Origin of the sequence: Haloferax namakaokahaiae (assembly GCF_042663225.1) — an archaeon.
Classification (GTDB): Archaea; Halobacteriota; Halobacteria; order Halobacteriales; family Haloferacaceae; genus Haloferax; species Haloferax namakaokahaiae.
The window spans coordinates 496,129-517,887 of the sequence record NZ_JBHTAA010000005.1; the positions used below are offsets into that span (position 1 = coordinate 496,129).

General features: G+C 64.6%; 22 protein-coding genes. 10 read left to right on the forward strand and 12 right to left on the reverse strand.

The window, feature by feature from the left end; all coding sequences use genetic code 11:
• Positions 1-59: 59 nt before the first annotated feature.
• The 4 genes from btuC to ACFQJC_RS10100 all read left to right on the forward strand — a co-directional run bounded on the left by btuC (position 60) and on the right by ACFQJC_RS10100 (position 4,524).
• Positions 60-1,154, forward strand: coding sequence for a vitamin B12 ABC transporter permease BtuC (gene btuC, locus ACFQJC_RS10085; RefSeq protein ID WP_390223203.1), 1,095 nt, complete (start codon positions 60-62; stop codon positions 1,152-1,154).
• Complete coding sequence (locus tag ACFQJC_RS10090) at positions 1,151-2,485, forward strand: heme ABC transporter ATP-binding protein (RefSeq protein WP_390223204.1); 1,335 nt, start codon at positions 1,151-1,153, stop codon at positions 2,483-2,485. Before btuC ends, ACFQJC_RS10090 begins: the two co-directional genes overlap by 4 nt.
• Before the next feature lie 83 nt (positions 2,486-2,568).
• Positions 2,569-3,735, forward strand: a complete 1,167-nt coding sequence (locus tag ACFQJC_RS10095) for a tubulin/FtsZ family protein (protein ID WP_390223205.1) — start codon at positions 2,569-2,571, stop codon at positions 3,733-3,735.
• 105 nt (positions 3,736-3,840) lie between these two features.
• Positions 3,841-4,524 (forward strand): RNA ligase partner protein, encoded by a 684-nt coding sequence (locus tag ACFQJC_RS10100; protein WP_390223206.1) that lies wholly within the window; start codon positions 3,841-3,843, stop codon positions 4,522-4,524.
• 40 nt (positions 4,525-4,564) lie between these two features.
• Here the strand turns inward: ACFQJC_RS10100 and ACFQJC_RS10105 are convergent, their stop codons facing one another.
• Both ACFQJC_RS10105 and ACFQJC_RS10110 read right to left on the reverse strand, forming a co-directional pair.
• Positions 4,565-5,062: a halocyanin domain-containing protein gene (locus ACFQJC_RS10105; RefSeq protein ID WP_390223207.1), complete on the reverse strand. Its 498-nt coding sequence runs from the start codon at positions 5,060-5,062 to the stop codon at positions 4,565-4,567.
• Positions 5,063-5,175: 113 nt separating this feature from the next.
• Positions 5,176-6,225, reverse strand: coding sequence for an NAD(P)/FAD-dependent oxidoreductase (locus tag ACFQJC_RS10110; protein ID WP_390223208.1), 1,050 nt, complete (start codon positions 6,223-6,225; stop codon positions 5,176-5,178).
• 143 nt (positions 6,226-6,368) lie between these two features.
• Here ACFQJC_RS10110 and ACFQJC_RS10115 point away from each other — a divergent pair, with 143 nt between their 5' ends.
• Both ACFQJC_RS10115 and ACFQJC_RS10120 read left to right on the forward strand, forming a co-directional pair.
• Complete coding sequence (locus ACFQJC_RS10115; RefSeq protein ID WP_390223209.1) at positions 6,369-6,653, forward strand: DUF357 domain-containing protein; 285 nt, start codon at positions 6,369-6,371, stop codon at positions 6,651-6,653.
• A 57-nt stretch (positions 6,654-6,710) separates the two neighbouring features.
• Positions 6,711-7,166 carry a hypothetical protein gene (locus ACFQJC_RS10120; protein ID WP_390223210.1) on the forward strand — a complete coding sequence of 152 codons (456 nt, stop codon included), beginning with the start codon at positions 6,711-6,713 and terminating at the stop codon, positions 7,164-7,166.
• Between the two features lie 22 nt (positions 7,167-7,188).
• On the opposite strand, the gene cysS is transcribed toward ACFQJC_RS10120, so the two are convergent.
• Both cysS and ACFQJC_RS10130 read right to left on the reverse strand, forming a co-directional pair.
• The gene (gene cysS, locus ACFQJC_RS10125) at positions 7,189-8,676 is read right to left on the reverse strand and encodes a cysteine--tRNA ligase (RefSeq protein ID WP_390223211.1); all 1,488 of its coding nucleotides are present in this window, start codon (positions 8,674-8,676) and stop codon (positions 7,189-7,191) included.
• A 171-nt stretch (positions 8,677-8,847) separates the two neighbouring features.
• The gene (locus ACFQJC_RS10130; protein ID WP_390223212.1) at positions 8,848-9,342 is read right to left on the reverse strand and encodes a DUF7523 family protein; all 495 of its coding nucleotides are present in this window, start codon (positions 9,340-9,342) and stop codon (positions 8,848-8,850) included.
• 173 nt (positions 9,343-9,515) lie between these two features.
• Between ACFQJC_RS10130 and ACFQJC_RS10135 the strand changes: the two genes are divergently transcribed.
• Both ACFQJC_RS10135 and ACFQJC_RS10140 read left to right on the forward strand, forming a co-directional pair.
• Positions 9,516-10,388: a CbiX/SirB N-terminal domain-containing protein gene (locus tag ACFQJC_RS10135; RefSeq protein ID WP_390223213.1), complete on the forward strand. Its 873-nt coding sequence runs from the start codon at positions 9,516-9,518 to the stop codon at positions 10,386-10,388.
• 1 nt (position 10,389) lies between these two features.
• Positions 10,390-11,484: a DR2241 family protein gene (locus ACFQJC_RS10140; protein ID WP_390223214.1), complete on the forward strand. Its 1,095-nt coding sequence runs from the start codon at positions 10,390-10,392 to the stop codon at positions 11,482-11,484.
• Between the two features lie 61 nt (positions 11,485-11,545).
• Here the strand turns inward: ACFQJC_RS10140 and ACFQJC_RS10145 are convergent, their stop codons facing one another.
• The 3 genes from ACFQJC_RS10145 to ACFQJC_RS10155 all read right to left on the reverse strand — a co-directional run bounded on the left by ACFQJC_RS10145 (position 11,546) and on the right by ACFQJC_RS10155 (position 13,771).
• Positions 11,546-12,127, reverse strand: coding sequence for a DUF7524 family protein (locus tag ACFQJC_RS10145; protein WP_390223215.1), 582 nt, complete (start codon positions 12,125-12,127; stop codon positions 11,546-11,548).
• 41 nt (positions 12,128-12,168) lie between these two features.
• Positions 12,169-12,354, reverse strand: coding sequence for a methytransferase partner Trm112 (locus ACFQJC_RS10150; RefSeq protein ID WP_390223216.1), 186 nt, complete (start codon positions 12,352-12,354; stop codon positions 12,169-12,171).
• A gap of 79 nt (positions 12,355-12,433) precedes the next feature.
• Entirely contained in the window at positions 12,434-13,771 is a 1,338-nt protein-coding gene (locus tag ACFQJC_RS10155) for an adenylosuccinate synthase (RefSeq protein WP_390223217.1), read from the reverse strand.
• A 234-nt stretch (positions 13,772-14,005) separates the two neighbouring features.
• Between ACFQJC_RS10155 and ACFQJC_RS10160 the strand changes: the two genes are divergently transcribed.
• Positions 14,006-14,311, forward strand: a complete 306-nt coding sequence (locus ACFQJC_RS10160) for a hypothetical protein (RefSeq protein WP_390223218.1) — start codon at positions 14,006-14,008, stop codon at positions 14,309-14,311.
• Positions 14,312-14,595: 284 nt separating this feature from the next.
• Here the strand turns inward: ACFQJC_RS10160 and ACFQJC_RS10165 are convergent, their stop codons facing one another.
• Complete coding sequence (locus tag ACFQJC_RS10165) at positions 14,596-16,686, reverse strand: DUF7527 domain-containing protein (protein ID WP_390223219.1); 2,091 nt, start codon at positions 16,684-16,686, stop codon at positions 14,596-14,598.
• A gap of 165 nt (positions 16,687-16,851) precedes the next feature.
• On the opposite strand from ACFQJC_RS10165, the gene ACFQJC_RS10170 reads away from it, so the two are divergent.
• Positions 16,852-17,790, forward strand: coding sequence for an SAM-dependent methyltransferase (locus tag ACFQJC_RS10170; protein ID WP_390223220.1), 939 nt, complete (start codon positions 16,852-16,854; stop codon positions 17,788-17,790).
• Positions 17,791-17,805: 15 nt separating this feature from the next.
• On the opposite strand, the gene ACFQJC_RS10175 is transcribed toward ACFQJC_RS10170, so the two are convergent.
• Genes ACFQJC_RS10175 through ACFQJC_RS10190 form a run of 4 tightly spaced genes read right to left on the reverse strand, consistent with a single transcriptional unit; the run spans position 17,806 to position 21,747 of the window.
• Positions 17,806-18,597: a CDP-alcohol phosphatidyltransferase family protein gene (locus ACFQJC_RS10175; RefSeq protein WP_390223221.1), complete on the reverse strand. Its 792-nt coding sequence runs from the start codon at positions 18,595-18,597 to the stop codon at positions 17,806-17,808.
• Positions 18,590-18,928, reverse strand: a complete 339-nt coding sequence (locus tag ACFQJC_RS10180) for a hypothetical protein (RefSeq protein WP_390223222.1) — start codon at positions 18,926-18,928, stop codon at positions 18,590-18,592. The genes ACFQJC_RS10175 and ACFQJC_RS10180 overlap by 8 nt, the downstream gene beginning before the upstream one ends.
• On the reverse strand, positions 18,925-21,345 hold the full coding sequence (locus tag ACFQJC_RS10185; protein WP_390223223.1) for a penicillin acylase family protein: 2,421 nt from the start codon (positions 21,343-21,345) through the stop codon (positions 18,925-18,927). Before ACFQJC_RS10185 ends, ACFQJC_RS10180 begins: the two co-directional genes overlap by 4 nt.
• A gap of 60 nt (positions 21,346-21,405) precedes the next feature.
• Positions 21,406-21,747, reverse strand: coding sequence for a hypothetical protein (locus ACFQJC_RS10190; protein ID WP_390223224.1), 342 nt, complete (start codon positions 21,745-21,747; stop codon positions 21,406-21,408).
• Between the last annotated feature and the right edge of the window lie 12 nt (positions 21,748-21,759).

Consider the following 21,759-nt stretch of genomic DNA (forward strand, 5'->3'; position numbering starts at 1 on the left):
TCTGTGCCATCAACGATAGTTCAATAAATATTTACCTAATGAAAGCGCGGTTGTGTTCGATGAACGTTCGGACGCGGGCCGTGTCGTGGACAGTCGGTTTGACGGCGTTCTTGGCCGCTGTGGTCGTCGTTAGCGCCGGAATCGGCCACGTCGCCATCCCGCCGCGCACGGTCGCCGCGATACTACTCGACTCCCTCGTGGTGCCGGTCGGCGTCTCCTTCCGCGGCGCGGTCGTCCTCCCTGTCCTGGGGTCGATTCCCGCCCCGAGCGTCGAGTACGCGTCCGTCTTCGCCGCTTCTGTTCCCGATTCGTCACGCATCATCGTCGCCTCCGTGCGCCTCCCGCGCATCCTGCTGGCCGCGCTCGTCGGCTTGGCGCTCGCCACCGCTGGCGTCGTCATGCAGGGCTTCTTCAGAAATCCGATGGCCGACCCCTCTATCGTCGGCGTCTCGTCGGGCGCGGCCGTCGGCGCGGTGGCGACGCTCGTCTTCCCGCTCGCGTTTCCGTTCGGTCTCCAGGGCGCGGCGTTCGCGTCGGCTATCGTCACCGCGTTCGTCGTCTACTCGCTCGCCACCGAGGGCGGTCGGACGCCGGTCGCAACCCTTCTACTCGCGGGTGTCGCGGTCCAGACCTTCCTCGGCGCGGTCATCTCCTTTATGCTCTTACACGCTGGCGAGAGCCTCAATCAGGTCGTCTTCTGGCTCATGGGCCACCTCTCGGGAGCGACGTGGGACGAGGTCGTGCTCTTGGCCCTCTTGCTTCCGGTTCCGTTCGCCGTTCTCCTCGCGCACGCCCGCGACCTGAACATCCTCTTGCTCGGCGAGGAAGACGCCCACGCGCTCGGCATCGAAGTCGAACGAACCAAGCGACTCCTCCTCGCCACCGCGAGCATCGTCATCGCCGCGGCAGTCGCCGTCTCGGGTGTCATCGGTTTCGTGGGTCTCGTCGTCCCGCACATCTTCAGACTCATCGTCGGGCCGGACCATCGAATTCTGATTCCGTCGTCGGCGCTCGCCGGCGCGTCGTTCCTCGTCCTCACCGACACCATCGCGCGCTCCGGTGCCGCCGAGATTCCGGTCGGCGTGGTCACGGCGGCGCTCGGCGCGCCCTTCTTCCTCTATCTGCTCCGCACGCGGGAGGTGCACTCGATATGACCGAACGCGGTCCCTTCGACGGCCCGACCGCAATCGACCTCGACGACGTCGCCGTCTCGCTCGGCGGCCACGACGTCCTCGACGGCGTCTCACTCACTATCGACGAGGGAACGTTCGTCGGCCTCATCGGCCCGAACGGCGCGGGGAAGACGACGCTCCTCCGAACGCTCAACGGCGCGCTCTCGCCCGCTCGCGGGTCGGTCACTATCGCCGGTGAAGACGTTCACGCGCTCTCTTCGAAGGCGACCAGTCGAGTCGTTGCGACCGTCCCGCAGACGACGAAGGTCACCTTCGACTTCCCCGTCCGAGAGGTCGTCAAGATGGGTCGGACGCCGCACCGCGGGCGGTTCGATGGGTGGTCCGACGCCGACGAACGCGCGGTCGAGTCGGCGCTGAATCGAACCTCGGTCGCACGACTCGCCGACCGCCCGATCACCGAACTCAGTGGCGGCGAACGCCAGCGCGCCCTCATCGCCCGCGCACTGGCACAGGAGACGCCCGTCTTGCTCCTCGACGAACCGACCGCCAGCCTCGATATCAACCATCAGGTGCGGACCCTCGAACTCGTCACCGACCTCGTGGGCGACGGGACGACGGCCATCGCCGCGATTCACGACCTCAACCTCGCGGCGCACTACTGCGACGTGCTGGTGCTCCTCTCGGGCGGCCGGGTGCTCTCGGCGGGCGACCCAGCGACGGTGCTCACAGAGTCGAACCTCCGAAGCGCGTTCGACGCCGAAGCAATCGTCTCGCGGCACCCCGTCACCGGGTCGGTGTACGTCACCGCGCTCCCCGACCCGACCACTGAAGGAAGCGGCCGTGTGCACGTCATCGGCGGCGGCGGAACCGCGGCGCGAACCCTCCACCTCCTCTCGGCGGCGGGGTACGGACTCTCCGCGGGCGCGCTCAACGAGGGCGACACGGACACCGAAGTGGCCCGGCGCGTCGGCGCTGACCTCGTGACCGTCCCACCATACGCGCCCGTCGATGGCGCGGCACAGGACGCCGTTCGAGCCCAAATCGAAGACGCGGACGTGTGTGTCGTCGCGGACGTGGAAGTCGGCGAGGGGAACCTCTCGAACCTCGAAGCGGCCCTGTCGGCCGACCGCCTCGTCCTCGTCGAAGAGCGGCCGTTCTCGGAGCGGAACTACGCCGGCGACGACGGCGCGGCCGTCTACGACCGACTCCGCGAGCGAGGAACCGTCGTCAAACCGAGTGCGGTGCTCTCTGTCGTCGGCGAACTCGCCTGCGACTCGCTCGGCGAGCGGTCGAATCGGCCGACAGATGGCAGTAGTGACGACGACGAGTCGAAAACGCAATCCTCCGTATAACCGGTTTCAGACCGGGTTATTCGGGCCATACCAATGGCGGGTAAACACGTTGTATTGGTTGACTTTCTCGGAGGAGTACAACAATGAAACTCGCACTCATCGGCGTCGGACAGGCAGGCGGAAAGATAGTCGATTCGCTCGTCGAATACGACCGGCGAACCCGAACCGGCTACATCGTTGACGCGGTCGCGGTCAACTCAGCGCGCGCAGACCTCAAAGGGCTACAGAACATCCCCGAATCCAGGCAGGTGCTCGTGGGTCTCGCCCGCGTGAAAGGCCACGGCGTCGGCGCGGACAACTCGCTCGGTGCCGACGTGACCGCCGAAGACGTGGGCGACGTGCTGGCGATGGTGGATAACTTCCCCATCCACGAGATTGACGCGTTCATGGTCGTCGCGGGACTCGGCGGCGGCACTGGCTCCGGCGGCGCACCAGTCATCGCGCGCGAACTCAGCCACATCTACACCGAACCCGTGTACGGACTCGGCGTCCTCCCCGCCAGCGACGAAGGCGGCATCTACACCCTCAACGCCGCCCGCTCGCTCCAGACGTTCGTCAAAGAGGTCGATAACCTCCTCTTGTTCGACAACGACGCGTGGCGAAAGACCGGCGAGTCGGTCGAATCCGGCTACCGCGCGCTCAACGAAGAACTCGCTCGACGTCTCGGCATCCTCTTCGGCGCTGGCGAAGTCTCCGAGGGCGGGTCCGTCGCCGAATCGGTCGTAGACGCCTCCGAAATCATCAACACCCTCAGCACCGGCGGCATCTCCACGATTGGCTACGCCTCGGTGGAAATCGACCGCCCGAAACGCGGTCTCCTCGCTCGGCTCACCAGCGACTCCGACGATATCGACGACGGCGATTCGACCAACCGCGTGACGAGTCTGGTTCGCCGCGCCGCACTCGGTCGGCTCACGCTCCCCTGCGACATCAGCAGCACAGAGCGCGGACTCGTCATCGTCGCCGGCCAGCCGAACGCGATTTCCCGCCGCGGCATCGAACGCGCCCGGACGTGGCTCGAAGAAGAGACCGGCACGATGGAGATTCGCGGCGGCGACTACCCCGTCAACTCCGACTTCCTCGGCGCGGTCGTCCTCCTCTCCGGCGTGTACAACGTCCCCCGCGTCAAGAGCCTACAGGCCGTCGCTATCGAAGCACAGCGCAACATGCTCGCTAAACAAGAGACGAGCGGCACCGCACTCGACGAACTCGTCCACTCGGGTGCCGAGGCGCTCGACCCGCTGTTCTGAGCCGTCACTCTCCATCCAACTCCAACGCCGATTCTTGGAAATTCGACACGAAGAACCCCGGAACACGGGGAAACGTCATATTCTCTGGCTACGAACACTCACCAGATGGCCGAGTACCCCTTGAAACAGCGATTCGTGCTCGACACCTCCCTTTTTCTGTCCGAGGAAATCAGAGACGACGACGAGAGCTTCGAAGAGGCCGTCGAGCGCCTCCTCGATACGATTGCGGCCGCCAGACTCGACTTGAACATCTCGTGTTACATGCCGCCGTCCATCGCGGACGAACTCGTCCAAATCCTCCGCGAACGCGGGGTTTCCGAGGAGTTACTCGGCAAACTCGATACGTGGGTCATCAAGAAGCACCCCGACCGTTTCGAGGTGTACATCCCGGCCGAAATCGTCTACCGCTTTATCGACGAGATGTCCGAGCGCGTCAATCGCGGGCTTCGCGTCTCCGAGAAGGCGGTTCGAAAGGCAGAGGAGTCGAAGCGAAAAGCCGACGGCGGGGCGAAGATGTCCGAGATTGACAAGGTCATCTCGGACCTCCGCGACGACTACCGGGGCGCGCTCAGACAGGGCGTCCTCGACTCGCGCGAGGACTTCGACCTGCTCATTCTCGCCCGCGAACTGAACGCCGGTGTCGTCACCGAAGACACCGGTATCATCAGTTGGGCCGCCGACTTCGGCCTGCGGAACCTCCGCGGGCGGGCGTTCCCGACGCTCCTCAACGAGTACCTGATGGCGCTCGACGGCCCACAGCCGAAGTACCGCGACGAAGAACGAATCTAACTGCTCGATACGCGAACCGACCGACCGGCGACGATTTTGACTACTCCACGACGACGATGCCGACCATCCCGAGCGACTCGTGCGGGACACAGCGATACTTGTACTCGCCGGTCTCGTCGAAGGTGTGCTCGAACGTGAAGCCCTCCGCCGCGGAGAGTTCCGACTCGAATTTCCCATCTCTCTCTTGGACGTTGTGCGTCCCACCTGCGCCCGTCCACTCCCAGACGACGGTCGTACCGGGCGAGACCTTCAGCGCCGCGGGTTCGAAGAGGTAGCCGTTGCCCGTACCGACTTCGACCGTCACAGAGTCCTCGCCGGTGTGGTCGTGCACGCCGTCGTAGTTGGGCGTTCGGTCGAACCAGCCGTCGAACGACGGTTTGTCTCGACTCTCGCCGCCGTCCCCGCCCGACTCGTCGCCGTTGCCGCCGCCCGATTGGTCGCCAGAACTCGCCCCGCCGGTACAGCCTGCGAGGAGCGCGAGTCCAGTCGATGCGGCGGTGGCACGGAGGAACGTCCGACGAGAGAACCGTTCGGTCATCACTAGACGGTTCTTGGTCGTGGGATAAATCGAATGCTTCGATTCTCGCGCGCTGAAAATGTGGGAATCGCGTGGAGGGAATCGCGGAGAAAACCCAGTGAGCGAGCGAGACCTTACTCGGCGGCGCTCGCGGCGGCCTGCTTCTCCTCGCGTTCGAGGTCTTCGAGGTAGTCGTCGGCGTCGAGGGCTGCTTTCACACCCATGCCGCCGGCGGTCGCGGCCTGCTGGTAGTGGTAGTCCACCACGTCGCCCGCGGCGAAGATGCCGGGCACGTCCGTCGCCGTCTGATTGCCGCCGTCGCCGCCCTTGGCGATGATGTAGCCGTCGGCGTCGCGCTGGACACCGGTTCCTTCGAGGTAGTCCGCGTTCGGCGTGTGGCCAATCGCGTAGAAGACCGCGCCCACGTCGAACTCGAACTCCTCGGTCTCGGGGTCGTCGAGTTTGTCCGTCGGGTGGCCCTCGGGGTTGCGGACGAGCGTCACGTGTTCGACGCCCTCCTCGGGCGACCCGTGGAGTTCGGTCGCCTCGGTATTGAGCATGAGTTCGATTTCGCCCGCTTCGACCTTCTCGTTCAGGCGGTCAACCCAGTAGTCTTCGGCGCGGAACTCCTCGCGGCGGTGGACGAGATAGACCGTGGAGGCGAACTTTGTGAGGAAGTTGGCTTCCTCGACAGCGGCGTCGCCGCCACCGATGACCATGATTTTCTCGCCGCGGAAGAACGCGCCGTCACAGGTCGCACAGGTCGAAAGCCCGTAGCCCATCAGGTTCTCCTCGCCCGGAATGCCGAGCGTTCGGGCGGACGCGCCGGAGGCCGCGATGATGGCGTCCGTCGTGTACACGTCGCCGTTCTTCATCGTGACCGTGAAGGGACGCTCGCTGGCATCGACGTTCTCGATGATGCCGTGGCGTACGTCGGTGCCGAAGCGCTCGGCCTGCTGTTTCATGTTGTTGATGAGTTCCGGCCCGGAGATTCCCTCGGGGAAGCCCGGATAGTTCTCGACTTCGGTGGTGAGCGTCAGTTGGCCGCCGGGTTCGTCGCCCTCGAACACGAGCGGTTCGTTGTTGGAGCGAGCGGCGTAAATCGCGGCCGAAAGCCCGGAAATCCCCGATCCGGCGATGATGAGCTTCCGATGCTCGACGAAGGACTCAGCGTCGGTTGTCATTATCCCCTCGTTTGCGATAGACTTGCCTTAAGCTTGCGCTGTATTGCGAGCAGTGGGACATCACACCCACACAGTGACACACATACCTCTCACGGCACCGGTAGAGCGAAAGACCAGTATCCGTCCCCCTCGCACGTCACTGCATGGCCGCCGACCTCGAAGAAAAGACGAACCGGTACGAACGGATGCTCGCCGACGCGCTCGACGAGGCAGTCCAGGCCGTCCCCGAGGAGACACCGCTCGGAGACGCCGCCGCCGACTGCTTGGAGATGGCCGAATCCTACCTCGGCGACGGCCGACACTTCAAGGCGGACGACGACTGGGTGAACGCGCTGGCGTCGTTCTCCTACGGCTACGGCTGGCTCGATGCGGGGGTTCGAATGGGTCTCTTCGACGTTCCGGACGACTCGCACCTGTTTACGATGTGAGACGGGCGAGAGGTGGCACCGGCGAGAGTTTTCACGACAGCACGCGTACAGGTTGGTATGGCTTCTGCCGCCGCGTCCAAGTCTCGGGTCTCGGAAACGCAACGAACGCTCGAACAGCGGGTGATGAACCCCTTCCTCCGCCGCGTGCTCCAATCACCACTCCATCACGTCGCCAGTCGATGGACGATACTCGTTACCTATCTCGGCCCGAAGAGCGGGAGACGATACACCTTCCCCGTCGCCTACGAACGAGTCGGCCCCTCGCTCGTCGTCGTCACGCCGAAAGCCGAGAGCAACTGGTGGAAGAACTTTCGGCGACCGATGAACTGCTTCGTCTGGTATCGCGGGCACCGACGCAGTGTGACCGGCGAAGTCGTCGAAGACGAGCGAAAACGCTCCCTGCTCAGACGATACGCAGACGGCCACAGACTCGCCGCTCGGGAGTTGGGAATCGCGGACGGTCCAGTCGAGGACCACCCGGAAATCGCCGTGGTTCAGTTCTCGTTCTCGTAGTCGTTCGCGCGACTACTCGAACCTATTCGAACCGGAACGTCGCGCCGTCGTCGCCGTCCTCTACTTCCACGCCGAGCGCGTCGAGGTCGTCGCGCAATGCGTCGGCCCGTTCGTAGTTGCCCGCCTCGCGCTCTTGCTCGCGCACGTCGAGGACGAGTTGCACGAGGTCGTTGGCGATGGTCACGTCGCCGCCCTCGCCACCGTCGCCGAAGGAGAGACCGAACACGTCGCCGCCGAGGTCTTCGAACAGGTCGATAGCCTCGTGGAGCGCGCGGTAGTCGTACTCGTCGGCGTCGGCGACGTGGCGGTTCACGGCGCTGGCGAGACCGAGCAGTTCGGCCATCGCCTCGCGGACGTTGAAGTCGTCGTTCATCGCGCGGGTGAAGTTCTCTCGGACCTCGTCGAGCGTCTCGCGGAGGTCCGGGGCTTCGACCTTCGTCCGGGCGTCGGGGCTATCGCAGGCCTCGACGGCCGCCTCGTAGGCGCGTTCGAGTCGCTCCCAGCGCTCTTCGGCTTCGGCGATGGTCTCCTCGGAGTAGGTCTGTTCCGACCCGTAGGCCGTCGAGAGGTAGAACGTCCGAACCACGTCGGGACCGAACTCCGAGAGCGCGTCCGCGACGTAGAAGAAGTTGCCGAGGCTGGAACTCATCTTGTCGCCGTCGGTCTGGAGGAGTCCGACGTGAAGCCAGTAGTTGGCGAACTGCTGTCCCGTCGCGGCCTCCGACTGCGCGATTTCGTTCTCGTGGTGCGGGAACACGAGGTCGCGGCCGCCGACGTGGATGTCGATGGTGTCGTCGAGGTGCGTCATCGACATGGCCGAGCACTCGATGTGCCAGCCGGGTCGGCCCTCGCCCCACGGCGACTCCCACGTCTGGCCGCACGGGTCGGTGAGGGGTTCGAGGTCCGGGTTGCGGTGTTCGGCCGCGGTCTCTGGCGTGACCGGTCCGGCCTTCCAGAGCGCGAAGTCGGTCGGGTTGCGCTTTTCGGAACGCTCCGATTCTTCGCCCTGTGCCTCCAACTCCTCGACCTTCTGATTCGAGAGTTTGCCGTAGTCGTCGTACGTGGAGACGTCGAAGTAGACCGACCCGTTCGACTCGTAGGCGTGACCGCGCTCGATGAGCGTCTCGATGAGGTCGATAATCTCGGGGATGTGTTCGGTGACGCGGGGATAGACCTCGGCGCGCTTGAGGTTGAGACCGCGCATGTCCCGAATCACGTCGCTCATGAAGTGCGTTGCGACCGAAGCTTCGTCCTCGCCGAGTTCGTCCTCGCCGATTCGGGCGGCGATTTTCTCGTTCACGTCGGTGAAATTCTCGACGTGGTGGACGGTGTAGCCCTCGTGTTCCAGCCATCGGTGCATGATGTCGGCGTGCATCCAGAGGCGGGCGTGACCGAGGTGGGCGTCGTCCGAGACCGTCAGTCCGCAGACGTAGAGCAACACGTCGTCGTCTCGTCGTGGCTCGAAGTCCTCGCGTTCTCCCGTCAGGGTGTTGGTCACGGACAGCGTCATCGCCCGTTGCTACACTCGCCTCCATTTTCAACCCGTCGGAACGCAGCATCGAGAAACAGCCTGACGGCGCAGAGGTGACGGGTCGTCGCTTGGTTACTCCGTCCAGTCCGGACGGTCCGCCTCGCCGCGACGAATCTTTTCGAGCGTCGAGTCGGGGCGTACTCACACCTCTCAGACGTACGTGACATCCACCGCATCTTCGACGATTTGGAGCGCGGTCGCTCCCTGTCGGCGCGGGACGACGACGAGGAGCGCGTCGCCCGCGACACCCGCGGCATCGACGACGACCGACTCGGCGGCGAGCCGCGAGAGAACCACGCCGAGCAGTTTCGCATCGACCTCGCCCTCGGCGATAATCGCGGTCAGCGGCCCGCTGGGCGCGAGTTCGACCCCGGAGACCGAGAGCACGGCTTCGCCGTCCGGGTCGTCCACGTCTTCGCCGACGAGGCCGATGCCGCTTCGCATCGTGACCGTGGCGTCGTGACTCGCCGCTTCCAACTCGGGGAGGTCGGCGGCGAAGCGCCGAAGCGCCGCGGCGACGGTCTCCTCGTCGCCGATATCGAGATACGCGGCCGCGGCCGAGTAGTTGACCACGCCAGCGCGAAGCGCGGCCAAGAGGAACGGTCGTTTTCTGACGGCATCGCGGGCATCGGCGGCGAGAGACATGGTCGGGTGTTGTCGGCGAGCGAAATAATTCTCTCGTCGTCGCCGAAGTTCTCTCGTCGCCGCCGAAGCGACGGGTGAAAAACTGAACGAGGTACGAACGCGTTTTGGTTCGATGCTAAGATTCCTTTCCGAGATGCGAAGTCCATAAGGCGACTCCCTCACAACGCCCGGACATGCAAGCGCTGGTTATCGTGGCGCACGGGTCACATCTCAACCCGGATTCGAGCACGCCCACCTACGACCACGCCGACACGATTAGGGAAGTCGGCGCGTTCGAGGAGGTTCGAACCGGCTTCTGGAAGGAAGAACCGTCCATCGCCGAGGTGCTCCGGACCGTCGAGGCCGACGAGGTGTTCGTCGTCCCGCTCTTCATCAGCGAGGGTTACTTCACCGAGCAGGTCATCCCCCGCGAACTCAAACTCGACGGCTGGGACGTGGCCGACTGGGACTCCGACGGACTCTCCGCATCGCACGTCACGCTCCCGGCGACCGACGTGCCCGACAAGACGGTCCACTACTGCGGTCCCGTCGGAACCCACGAAGCGATGACCGACGTCATCGTCCGCCGCGCCGAGACGGTGACGGGCGACCCGAACGTCGGCGAGGGGTTCGGACTCGCCGTCGTCGGCCACGGAACCGAGCGCAACGAGAACTCCGCGAAGGCAATCGAATACCACGCCGGCCGCATCGACGCGATGGACCGCTTCGACGAGGTGCGGGCGCTCTACATGGACGAAGAACCCGAAGTGGACGACGTGACCGACTACTTCGACTCGGAGGATATCGTCGTCGTCCCGCTGTTTATCGCCGACGGCTTCCACACCCAAGAGGACATTCCGGAGGACATGGGGCTGACCGACGACTACCGGACGGGGTACGACGTACCGACGGAAGTCGAGGGCCACCGCATCTGGTACGCCGGCGCGGTCGGGACGGAGGGACTCATGGCCGACGTGGTGCTCGAACGCGCCGCGGAGGCAGGCGCCGACATCGGCGACGCGCTCGAAGTCGTCCGCGAACTGACCCGAACCACGCAGGAGAACTAACGTGAGTCACCACATCGACGCGGTGGTCGAAGCCGCACACGACGGTATCGAACACGAACAGTTCGCAGTCGCCGCCGAGGGTGAGACGTACGAACTCGTCACGCCCGAGGCGACGTACGACTCGCTCACAGAGTCCGCGTTCCGCGAGGCACTCGAATCTCACGCCGACGAGTTCGCTCTCGACTGGTACTTCTGGAGCGAGGTCGTCGGCGAACGAACCCCGCATCGTCGCGCCTTCTTGCAGTGGCTCGAAGGCGTCGGAGAACAGCCGCTGGCGGCGCGATACGAGGCCCTCGACGACGGCATCAGCCACGAGTGGGGGCAGCTTCGAATCTCGGTCGAACACGCGGGTCACGGCGAGCGCGTCTACGACGTTCGGCACGTCGCCGACGCCGACGCCGACCACGCGGCCGACGAACTCGACGCCTACCACGACCCGCTGGCGGCCCGGCAACTGGCGACGTACGACGAGAAGGGACGCTATCGCCCGCTGAAGTCCGGTGCGAACCTCGCCGGTGGCTGGGTGTTCCCCGACCTCGACGCCCGCGACGTGGTCGAGACGGTCGAGACGTTCTACCCGGCGTCGGTGCCGAACTGGTACCGCGAGCGCGAGGGCGAACTCGACGTGGTCCACTGGGAGGACGCTATCGGCCGGCAGACGGGGATGTACGGCGTCGTCCAGACGTGGAACCGCGGCGAGGGCCACGAGCACGTCGAGTGGGTCGCCGAAGCCACGTGTGACGACTCGCAGTGCGTCAAGCGGCGCGAGTGGCAGTACGACGACGAGACGGACCTCGACGCGGACGGCGGCGACGGCGCGTTCCCGTGCCGAGAACCCTGTTCGGTCGTCATCGCCGCTTCGCGCAAGTGGACGCGACTCGAAGCCGAGGAGACACGGACCTACGAGTTCGACCTGACGCCGTCGGAGAAAGAGCAGGTCGAAGCCATCATCGACGCCGTCGCCGAGGGCCGAATCGACGAGATACGCGAAGCGGACATCTACGAGGGCGCGAATCGGTATCGGACGCGCTTTTTCCGGGCAAAGCGCTTCGACGAGGACGGAAACCTCTGCGGGGTTCCGACCGACGACGAATAGAACGCGCTCGCCTTTGCTTCGCTTCTCTCCGGTCCTCTCCTCCCCTCTCCTCTCTCTTCTTCTATCGAATAGCGAGGGCGAGTCCGGTGAGGACGCCGAGGACGACCACTCCCGCCCCGAGTGAGATTGCGAGGCTGTCGAAGGCGCTGGCGACGCCGGCGGCGAGCGCCAACGCGACGATGGCGAGGAGAACGAGCGGGAGGACGCCGGTGTCGATAGCCGACACGGCGGCCAGTGCGCGCTCGGAACCCGTCGGTTGGGGTTCGACGCCACCCGGCTGTGTGAGCGTGTCGTCGATATCGACGCCGGGTTTCGACCCCGGTCCGGGGGTGATTTCGACATTGACAGTAGCCGTCTCGGAACCGTAGCCGGAGACGATTTTCAACGTCCCGCTCACCGGTTCTTGGACGGGAGTCACGAATATCTCGACGGCTTTCTCTTCGTCACCTTCGATGTAGTGATTGCCGGTCGAGAGCGTCGCCACTTGCGAGAGTGCGTCGTCCAGATTGAGGTGGACGTGGACGGGTTGGCCGTGGTTCTTCAGCACCACGGCGAACGTGTCCGTCGTCGAAAACGAAGTCTCGACTGAGAGGTCGTGCGGGCGCTCCTCGTTCAGTTCGACGGTGAGCGGCTCGTTCGACACACTTCGACGCTCGAAGTGAAAGTAGAAAAACGTTCAGGTGGTCAGGCGTCCCGCATGTCCGGGGGCAGGAGGTTCGGAATGCCGTCTTCGATGGGGTACACCTCACCCGTGACCGTCCCGATGAGTCGTCCTTCGACGATTTCGTCTCCGTCGCGCTCATCGACTTCGAGGGTCAACTCGCTCTTGTCGAGTGGGTCACAGAGGATGTCCATCAGGGATTCTTTCATTGTCAGATTCGTAGGTAGGACGGGCTAAAAACGTACGGGTTCTGCCCGACGACCCGTCGTCGTCAGGAGAGTCAGCGGTTCAGTTATCGAACGGGTTTGCGAGTTCGACGGTCTGCTCGCGGTCCGGGCCGATGCCGACGGCGTAGACGGGCACGTCGAGTTCTTCGGTGAGGTAGTCGAGGTAGTCCTGTGCGTTGGCCGGGATGGCGTCGTAGCCCTCCGCGGCGACTTCGGACCAATCGACTTCCGGCCACGGTTCGAACTCCTTGAGGACGGGTTCGCACTCGGCCCAGCGCTCGGTCGTCGCGGGCAGCGTCAGGCGCTCTTCGCCGTCGAGTTCGTAGGCGTGGCCGACCTTGATTTCGTCCAGTCCGGCGAGCACGTCGAGGTGGTTGACGGCGATGCCGGTGAAGCCGCTCACGCGGGTTGCGTGGCGGAGCATCGGGATGTCGAGCCAACCGATGCGGCGCGGGCGACCGGTGACGGTGCCGAACTCGCCGCCCTTCTCGCGGATGAAGTCCGCGAGTTCCTCGTCTCGGTCGTCGCCCTTCAACTCGGTCGGCATCGGGCCTTCGCCGACGCGCGAGAGATAAGCTTTGACGATGCCGACGACTTCGCCGCGGCCGGTGACGGTCGGCCCGAGACCGGACCCGGTGGACGCGCCGCCAGCGGTCGGGTTGGAGGAGGTCACGTAGGGGTAGCTTCCGTGGTCGATGTCGATGAGCGTTCCCTGTGCGCCCTCGAACATCACGTTCTCGCCGGCCTCGTGGCGCTCGGCGAGGAAGTCGCCGCAGTTGACCGCCATGTCGTTCTCAGCGAGTCGGCGACCGAACTCGGAGTACTCTTCGACGAGCGCTTCGACGTCGCACTCCTCGCCCGCTTCGAGACCGTACACGTCTTCGATGAGAGCCTGCTTCTGCGGGACGACGTACTCCAGACGCTGTCGGAGCACGTCGGGGTCGAGCAGGTCGCCGATGCGAATGCCGCGGCGGCCGGCCTTGTCCTCGTAGGTGGGGCCGATGCCGCGTCCGGTCGTGCCGACGACGAGGTCGGAGTCGGAGTCGGCTTTCGCCTCCTCTTCGATGTTGTCGAGGCGTCGGTGGTACGGCATGATGACGTGAGCGCGCTTGGCGACGCGCACGTCGGGGTCGAGTCCGCGCTCGCGGAGGTCGTCTATCTCCGAGAAGAGCGTGCGCGGGTTGACCACACAGCCGTTACCGAGGATGCCGATTTTGTCGCGGACGGCACCGCTCGGGACGAGCGATAGTTTGTACTCTTCTCCGCCCTCGACGACGGTGTGGCCGGCGTTGTCGCCGCCCTGATAACGGACGACGACGTCCGCATCGCCACCCCAAAGGTCAACGAGCGCGCCTTTGCCCTCGTCGCCCAGTTGTGAACCGACGATGGTAACAGTCATACGTCGGCCGTTCCCCGCGGCACACTAAACAGATTACGGTCCTCGGCGAAGAGTGGTACAAGTTCGTGCACACTTATGGACACACTATCGCCCGAATATGGGACAAACGCGCATCACCATGTCCGAAGATAACACAACGGTTAATTACCACCTCTGGTAAAGACGAGGTATCATCTTTTTCGCCACCCGAAGAGGGCAAGGCTTAAACTCTCCCAAGAAGAGTTAACAAATGGCATGATAGACCGACTTGAGAAGGAAGTCGATATGTTGGAGCGCCACCTTCAGGTCCTGAAGATGGTCATCGAGAGCGAACCGATTGGCATCGTGAAGATGTCCAACGAAACCGGTTACCCACACCACAAGGTTCGTTACTCGCTCCGTGTTCTCGAAGAAGAGAACCTTATCGAGCCCTCCAGCCAAGGTGCAATCACGACCGAGCGCACCCAAGAGTTCGTGGACGAACTCGACGGAAAGCTCGACGAGATTGTCTCCAAGCTCGAATCGATGAAGATCGAAGAAGCAGCCGAAATCGAAAACTAACTCCCAAAGACGCGGTCGTTCTATCCTGATTGTACGGGTGCCTTCGTTGACACAGATACGCAACTCACGTCGAGAAGGTCCGGTCAACGGGACGAACCGGGTTGTCGGGTCGATTCGACCGCCGAACGGTTGTCTCTCCCCGCAGCAGTAGCACGGGATTTCTCTTTTCTCCCGTGTGACCCAACCGTTCGCCGAGTGAAAACGACGTGCGCCGAGTCGTGACGGTGAGCGTCGTCACTCGCAGACGAGAGAAGACGAGACGAATTCGAAAACGCCGCTCCGGCTCAGATGTCGGGGACGTTCAGGTGGAACTCACCGCTCCGTGCTTCGACGAGACAGAGGTGATAGCCTTGCTTTCGAGAGAGTTTCACGAAGCTCTTGCGCTTGCTCCGACTCAGCAGTCCACCGCCGGTTTCGGCGGCCGTCGCTTCGAGCGCCTCCGGTTCGAAGAAGCTCTTTGTCACGACGAACGCAGACCCGAGGGTGTCGCCCGACTCCGCGACGGCCTTGGAGTCTTTGATGAGTTGTCGAACCATCGACTCGGTCGCCGGGTCGCGCGAGTCGTTCATGTTGGCGACGAACAGCGGTTCGCCCATCTGGTCGCGGAAGATGACGTCGAAGCGCCGCGTCTCGCTGTCGCCCTCGTCGCCGAGCGGAATCGAGACGGAGCCGTAGAGTTCGACGCGGTCAACTTCCGGAATCGAGTTGAAGACTCCCGCGAGTTCCGAGCGGTTGCCCGTCTCGCCAATCTCGTAGAGCAGGTCGGTGACGACCCACTTGGCGAAGCCGAATTCGGCAGTCGCGTGGAGGAACTCCTCGTAGGGTTGGCCATCGACGCTCAGCGACTCGGTGTCGAACGTCGTGTGGTGTTCCAACCGGAGGTTCTCCAGCAGTTCGTCTCGCTTTACCTGCCCGCGGTGGGCCTTTTCGAGCGTCGCCTCGCCCTTCCGCTTGTAGCGAACGAAGAGGTTCGTCCCGCGGAGTGCCTCGTCGGCACCCATCGTCTCGTCGGCGGTGTGTACGTCGATGTCGGCGAGCGTGGATTCGAGTCGTTCGATTTCGGCTTCGAGGTCGGCGACTCGCGCTTCGAGCTGCTCGTTCTCCGCCTGCGTCTGTTCGAGTTTCTGTTGGAGCGACTCCTTCTGCGATTCGAGTTTGTCGCGTTCGGCGGTCACCGCCGTGAGTTTCTCTCTCAGGGCGCCCGACTGCGCACCGTTCGACGCCTGCGAGGACTGCTTCGACTGGGTCCGCTGTCGGGTTCGAGTGCGCTGGGGCTGGGTCTGTTTGGCATCCTGCGATTGCGTTCGGCTTTTCGCCGAGCGCTTTCGTCCGGTCGCCGACTTACTGGTCCGTTTCTTTCGCTTCTTGACGGACTCTCCGGCCGTACTCTTGGGGTCGAGTGACGGAATCGAACGGGCGTTTCGCCACTCGGCCTCTGCGGAGAACACGTCCGAGCCGTCGCCTTCGGACTGTTCGGATTCTGCCACCGAATCGGACGAAGCACCCGCTGGAGACGCCGCAGTAACGGTCTCCGGTGCAGACTCGGAGTCCGGCGCGGCGGTCGTCGGTTCTGCGGTCGTCGGTTCCGCCTCCGTGACGACGTCTGCCGACTCCTCAGAGACAGCGGACGATGTATCTGCGGCAGACGATGTCTCTGCGGCGGACGGTTCCGCTTCGGCGACTTCGACCGGTTCGTCGGTGGTCTCGGGTGCCGACTCGGGCGTCTCCGGTTCAGATTCAGTCGTCGTCTCGACTTCACCCTCGGCTTCGGGTTCGTCGCTCGAACCGTCGTCAGCGGCCGGTGTTGCAGCAGGCGCTGACTCGGGTTCCGCTTCGGCGTCCGGAATCTCGACGATATCGAGGTCAACGTCGATGACGTTGTAGATGCCAATCTCGTCGTTCGCACGCTCGAACGCCTCGTCGTCGGTGATGAGGCGTCGGCTGTTTCCGACGTACGCCGCGCTCAGCGACTTGCCACCGTGATAGACGACGTAGTAGTCGCCGGATAACACGTTCTCCGAAAGCTCGATGTAGCCCGTAAAGCCCCCCGCTTTGAGCGTACTGTCGGCGTCGGAGAGCGGCGTATCTTCCGTGTAGTACTGCGCGCGCGTCTCGCCGCCCGTCTCCATCATCGCGTACAGCAGTGGCAGAGACGGGTCGGGCGCTCGATGCGCCTCGAACGATGCGTCGTCGAAGTCCTCGATGGTCCCGTCGAACACGCCGAGCAACCGTCCGTTGAGCATGAAGCTCCACGTCAGGTTGGTGACGACGGCACCGGTGAAGCCGCTGTCTGCGAGTTCCCGGAGGCCCGCGTAGCCACGGCCGGCCGGTGCGGAGTCCCACCCAGTCACCGCGTCGATAATCTCGCTATCCATTTGGGCATAAATCTCCGTAAGCGAATCAAATAGTTTCCGGGCGATTTGCTCGTCTCAGCGGAAAATCCTCTCAATAGTGTTTAATTACTAACTAATGGTCCGAGTATTCTGTCTCGTCGGCGATGGGGGCGAATAATTATGGCACCCCCCTGAGACAACTTGGTCGTGACACGCCACGACGAACGATTCGTCCGCTATCTCGAGGCGAAAGAGCCAGTGGACGACCACGCGCTTCATCGTCCGACGCTCGCCCGGCTCAACGACCTGCTCGAAGCCCGTGCGGAGTCACGACCGGGCAAGCCGCTTCGAGTCGTCTCGGTCGGGGCCGGAACGGGCGCGATGTGCCGGCGACTCCTCTCGTGGGGCGTCTTCGACTCGCACGACGACATCAAGTTCGTGATGGTGGACAAGCAAGAGGGCTTGGCAGACCGCGCGGCCGCGGCGTTCGCACGCTGGGCACCCGCGGCTGGCTGGGAAGCGACCCCGACGAAGAACGGCTTTCGAATCGAGCGTCACGGCCGCCGCGTCGAACTCACCTACATCACCGGCGACCTGTTCGATGCCACGTCACTCCTCCCGCGCGCGCTTGACCTCGTCATCGCCCACGCCGTCTTCGACCTCTTGCCACTCAAGCGGGCGACCGAATCGCTCGTCTCTCGACTCACCGACCGCGGGCTGGTCTACGCGCCGATTACGTTCGACGGCCACACCTCGTTCCGGCCGGCCCACGAAGCCGACGACCGAATCCTCGACGCGTACCACGAGACGATGCGCGCCGAGGACCACAACGGCTCGACGACCGGCTCGGACCTCTTTTCGGCGTTCACTTCGGCTGGTCTGTCGCTCGTCGAAGCGGGCGGGTCCGACTGGGTCGTTCACCCGCCGTACGACGACCACGCCCCGGCCTTCCTCGACCAGATTCTCCACTTCGTCGAGCAATCGCTGACCGAGACGGGGAACGCGGGTGTGGACGGCGAGAGCATCGAAGACGACGAGTTTCAGACCGACCTCGACTCGTGGCTCAGGACGCGCCACCGGCAACTCGAAACGGAGTCGCTCACCTACATCGCCCACAACGTGGACGTACTCGCGCAACTCGACTGAGCGAGTCTTTTCAACTCACTCGTCCGTCGGCGCGGGCTTCTTCTGGCGTGTCGATTCCCCGAGTCGGCCAGAGACGTACAGCCAGTCACGAGCGAAGCCGAGGAGCAACGCGCCAGCGGCGAGCGCGGCCAGTTCGGGAATCCACTGGTCGGCGACACCCGGCGCGAGTGCGAGCGGAACGAACGCCATCTGAAGACCGGCGAGCACGCGTCGAGACTCTCGCGGCGGGAGGTCGAACGTCGGCTTTCCGGTTCGCGCTCGCCACCAGAGTCCGGCGACGAAGGCGTAGCGAGCGACACCGACCGAGAGGTACCACCACGGGAGCTGCCCGAGAACGATGCCCGCGACCGAGGCGACCAACAGACCGACCGCATCGACGGTCATATCGAGACGAGCGCCGAGCGCGGTCACGCGGTTCGTCCGCCGGGCGAGCGCACCATCGACCGAATCCAACCCGGCCGCGAGTCCGTAGCCGAGCGCCGCGAACCACGCCAAGCGCGCCGATGGCGCTCCAACCAAGACGAGCGCGACGACGCCGCCGACCCACGCGACAATCGTTCCGCGGAAGAGCGTAATCGTGGTCGGCAATCCAATCCAGTCGTATCGCTGTTGCGTGCCCGGCGTGTGATTTTCGTCGGCGAAGACGCTCGTGTAGCCGACGAGGAGGAGCACCAACACGCCGGCGAGCGCAAGCCACACGAGTGCATCGCCGAGCGTCACCACGCGTGTGAGAGCGACCGCGACGACTGCCGTCGAGACAACCCCACCGACGCCGGCCGCGAGCAGTGAGACGCGAGTGCTATCCATCGGGAGTGACGGCGCGCGCCCCGACTGCGCCGAGCATCGGCAGCGCGAACCCGATGGCGACGCTCAAGACGAGGATGATGCCCATCTCGAAGTACGCGTCGAGTCCGCCGCTGCGCCACACCAGCGCCGTCTGTAAGGCAATCGAGAGGCCGCCGAAGGTGAGACCGGAGACGACGGCTCGGCGGACTGACGTGGCGAGCACGCCCACGAGGACGCCGCCGAGGACGAGTCCCGACCAGTGTACTGTCGATGCGGCGAGTCCGACGACGGTTGCGGCGACTAGCGCGAGTTCGGCGTACCGTCCGGTTCGTATCTCGGAGAGGAGCGTCATTGGTCACTCCGAAAGACGATGTCCGGGGACTTGGTTGGTCGGTCCAGCGTGAGCGGTTTGTACTCGCCCAGCGCCCACTCGTCGAGTTGGTCGTGGTAGTGGTCGGACCAGACGACGCCGCTCTGGCCGCCGGGGATGACACCCGAGGAGTCGTCGTCGGCCGAGAAGTCCACGACCATGCGCCAACTACTGCCCGCCTGCGTCGAATCCGACGACCGGAAGTTGAACACGGTGAACGCCGACCCGTCCATCGGTCGCTCGGGGTAGTTCAGGAACGCGCGGTCGAACGGATGGTTCATGTCGAGGGTGTTGTAGTCGCCGTACGTCTCCCACCCCTTCTCTTCGATGCGCTCGGCGGTTCGGTTCATTGCGAGCGCGGCCACGTCGGCGCGGGTTTCCGTCGCGGGGTACGTCGTTCGGTCGTCGAACCACGGCGATTCCGCGTCGAGCGTCTGGAGGGTGTAGAGTCGCGGGTAGTACGACTCGTCGAGTCCTTCGGCACTGAACTCGTCGTGGAACGTCGCGTTCTGGAACTCTTCGAGCCAGATTCGGTAGACGAGCGCGGCGCGCGACTCTGCCCGCATCCCGTAGTCCCAGCCATCCAGTTCTGCGGCGAGTTCCTGCGCGCCGGGGGACATCTGCGAAACGGCCGCGTCGTCGGTCGCGTACGGGACGAATTCCTTGGCCGCTTCGGAGCGAACGTCGCGCTGGAGTTCGCGCATCGTCTCGGCGGTCATCTCACCTTCGACAGCCGCGGCGTCCAACTCGTCGTAGATTCGCTGGCCGCGGTAGGGGTCCGCGTAGGTCATCGACGTGCCCACGTAGAACCCCGGGTCGTCGATGGTGCGCTGGTTGGCGGTGGCGAGTACGTCGGGGTCGTCCACGTGCGGAATCGACTCGAAGGGGACGAAGCCGTCCCACGATGAGCGGCCATAGGGTTCGTAGCCGCGCCACTCGCCCTCGCCCGCAGAGCCGTCGAACACGGTGTCTCCGCGGACGACCTCGCCGTCGGTCACCCGAATCGGGTACTTCCCGGCCGGGTAGTAGAGCGTGTTGCCAGCGCGGTCGGCGGCGACGAAGTTCTGGGCCGGCACGTCCCACACTTCGAGCGCGTCACGGATTTCCGAGACCGACTCCGCGTGGTTCAGTTTGTAGACGCCGAGCGACTCGTTCGTCGCCGAGAATCCGGGCCACGCGACGCCGACCATCGCGCCGTCGCGTTCGACGACGGGGCCGTGGACCGACTTCCGAACCTCGATGGGCACGTCGTCGCCGCCCGCGACTTCGATGACTTCCGTCTCCGTCTCGAACTCGCGGACTTCGCCCTGGTAGACGTACCCGCCGTCGCGCGTCTCGTAGGTGTAGAGGTCGGTGAAGTCGCCGCCGACGTTGGTCACGCTCCACGCGGCGTCGGCGGTCCGGCCGATGACGACCATCGGAATCCCGGGGAAGCCGACGCCTCGAACGTCCATCTCGGCGGCCGAGAGGTGCATCTCGTACCAGATTGGTGGAACAGTGAGCGAGAGGTGCGGGTCGTTGGCGAGCAGCGGCGCGCCCGAGGCGGTGTGTTCGCCCGAGACGACCCAGTTGTTCGACCCGTACACCGGGTCTTTGTCGTAGGCGTCGGTCCAGTCGGCGAGCGCGCGGAAGTCGCCGTCGAGCGACGCCGAGGTGGAAGCAGAAGACGAACCATTGGCGATGGCTTGCGGGTCGAACGGCGTCGCGTCCGAGTCGGCCGAGTCGCGGATATTCGGCACGTCGTGGTCGAGCGCGTCAGGGTAGAGTGCCGCCGATTCGGGACCGAGTCGGGAGACGGCCGTCGAACGCCGGAGGTCGGCGAACGACCCCGAGAGTTGCCACGAGATGAGTTTTCCCACCAACAGCGTATCGACCGGCCGCCACTCCTCGAACTCGGCGTCCACCATCGCGTACTCGGGTGGGAGCGGTCGGCTGTCGGCGTAAGCGTTCACGCCAGCGCTGTAGGCTTCGATTGGTGCGCCGACCTCGGTTCCCTGCACCGACTGCCACGACGCTTCCGCGGCGGATTCGAAGTCGAGGCTTCGATAGAACCGGTCCGACTCGATAGTCGAGTTGCCGACGACGGCGGAGAGTCGTCCCGAAATCAGGCGGCGCTGGAGGTCCATCTGGAACAGTCGGTCCTGCGCTTGGACGTAGCCGACGGCGTAGTAGAGCGCCTCCTCGGAGTCGGCCTCGACGTGCGGAACGCCGTCGTCGTCGTACCAGACGGTCGCCTCGCCGTAGGGACTCTGCACCTCTTCGGCACCTGCGGTTGCCGACGCGTAGAGACCGCCAGAGAGCGGCGCGGCGAGCGCCAGATACGACCCACCGAAGACGGCCGAGAGAACGAGCGCCCCCGCACAGACGATAGCGATGGCCGCACGGGTAGAAATATTCATGCACAATCCGCGCGTGGAAAGTTGTTAAACGTTGTCCCGTTGATGGGTTTCGGAGCCGCCTCACCTCGTGCTCGCGCGTTCTCGGAGACACACCACGGCGAGCAGGCAGAGGTACGTCACGAGTCCGCCGAACACGGCGACGAGAACCTGTTGGCCGAGTAGAAACACGCCGAGTAGGACCAAGAGCGCGCCAGCGACGAGCGTGGTCGCTTGGACGCGCCGTCGCTCCCAGACCGTTCGCACTCGGTCACGGTCCAACTGCAACACCGCTTCGAGGAGGAGCGTTCCGACGACACCGACTGCAATCGCGGTTGGTCGGACTGGTGAGTCGAGCACGGCGATGGCGAACGCGAGCGGAACCGCCGCGGCGACTGCGAGCCCAGCATCCCGGCGACGACTCATACGCCCTGTCGT

Coding starts and splice junctions, on each gene's coding strand:
- btuC (WP_390223203.1), top strand. CDS start 60: ATGAACGTTCGGACGCGGGCCGTGTCGTGGACAGTCGGTTTGACGGCG.
- ACFQJC_RS10090 (WP_390223204.1), top strand. CDS start 1,151: ATGACCGAACGCGGTCCCTTCGACGGCCCGACCGCAATCGACCTCGAC.
- ACFQJC_RS10095 (WP_390223205.1), top strand. CDS start 2,569: ATGAAACTCGCACTCATCGGCGTCGGACAGGCAGGCGGAAAGATAGTC.
- ACFQJC_RS10100 (WP_390223206.1), top strand. CDS start 3,841: ATGGCCGAGTACCCCTTGAAACAGCGATTCGTGCTCGACACCTCCCTT.
- ACFQJC_RS10105 (WP_390223207.1), bottom strand. CDS start 5,062: ATGACCGAACGGTTCTCTCGTCGGACGTTCCTCCGTGCCACCGCCGCA.
- ACFQJC_RS10110 (WP_390223208.1), bottom strand. CDS start 6,225: ATGACAACCGACGCTGAGTCCTTCGTCGAGCATCGGAAGCTCATCATC.
- ACFQJC_RS10115 (WP_390223209.1), top strand. CDS start 6,369: ATGGCCGCCGACCTCGAAGAAAAGACGAACCGGTACGAACGGATGCTC.
- ACFQJC_RS10120 (WP_390223210.1), top strand. CDS start 6,711: ATGGCTTCTGCCGCCGCGTCCAAGTCTCGGGTCTCGGAAACGCAACGA.
- cysS (WP_390223211.1), bottom strand. CDS start 8,676: ATGACGCTGTCCGTGACCAACACCCTGACGGGAGAACGCGAGGACTTC.
- ACFQJC_RS10130 (WP_390223212.1), bottom strand. CDS start 9,342: ATGTCTCTCGCCGCCGATGCCCGCGATGCCGTCAGAAAACGACCGTTC.
- ACFQJC_RS10135 (WP_390223213.1), top strand. CDS start 9,516: ATGCAAGCGCTGGTTATCGTGGCGCACGGGTCACATCTCAACCCGGAT.
- ACFQJC_RS10150 (WP_390223216.1), bottom strand. CDS start 12,354: ATGAAAGAATCCCTGATGGACATCCTCTGTGACCCACTCGACAAGAGC.
- ACFQJC_RS10155 (WP_390223217.1), bottom strand. CDS start 13,771: ATGACTGTTACCATCGTCGGTTCACAACTGGGCGACGAGGGCAAAGGC.
- ACFQJC_RS10160 (WP_390223218.1), top strand. CDS start 14,006: ATGATAGACCGACTTGAGAAGGAAGTCGATATGTTGGAGCGCCACCTT.
- ACFQJC_RS10165 (WP_390223219.1), bottom strand. CDS start 16,686: ATGGATAGCGAGATTATCGACGCGGTGACTGGGTGGGACTCCGCACCG.
- ACFQJC_RS10175 (WP_390223221.1), bottom strand. CDS start 18,597: ATGGATAGCACTCGCGTCTCACTGCTCGCGGCCGGCGTCGGTGGGGTT.
- ACFQJC_RS10180 (WP_390223222.1), bottom strand. CDS start 18,928: ATGACGCTCCTCTCCGAGATACGAACCGGACGGTACGCCGAACTCGCG.
- ACFQJC_RS10185 (WP_390223223.1), bottom strand. CDS start 21,345: ATGAATATTTCTACCCGTGCGGCCATCGCTATCGTCTGTGCGGGGGCG.
- ACFQJC_RS10190 (WP_390223224.1), bottom strand. CDS start 21,747: ATGAGTCGTCGCCGGGATGCTGGGCTCGCAGTCGCCGCGGCGGTTCCG.